The organism is Acinetobacter portensis (assembly GCF_009372215.1).
GTDB classification, from domain to species: Bacteria; Pseudomonadota; Gammaproteobacteria; order Pseudomonadales; family Moraxellaceae; genus Acinetobacter; species Acinetobacter portensis.
The window spans coordinates 1-297 of record NZ_LWRV01000025.1 but is presented as its reverse complement, the minus strand read 5'-3'; the positions used below and the strand labels follow the sequence as shown (position 1 = coordinate 297).

1 pseudogene is annotated in these 297 nt (G+C 41.8%); it reads left to right on the top strand.

Annotated features, from left to right (window positions below):
* Positions 1-297, top strand: a pseudogene (gene secD, locus A6M14_RS00940) (protein translocase subunit SecD); the annotation flags it as partial.

The following is a 297-nucleotide window of genomic DNA, read 5'->3' as shown; positions in this document are numbered from 1 at the left end:
TTATGCATGGAACCAAAACTGAACAACGTTACGGAATCGTATTAACGAGTTAGTTGTTGCAGAAGCACTTGTTCAAACCCAAGGTAGCAACCGTATTGTGGTTGAATTACCGGGTGTGCAAGATACTGCTGAAGCAAAACGTGTATTAGGTCGTACTGCAAACTTAGAATTCCGTTTGGTATCTGACTTAAATGATCAACACATCGACCCATATACAGGTCAATTGAAAGATCAAGCACCTCCAGGTACTGAAGCGTTTGCTTTCCAATCATTGGAGAGCGGTCGTCAATTATTGCT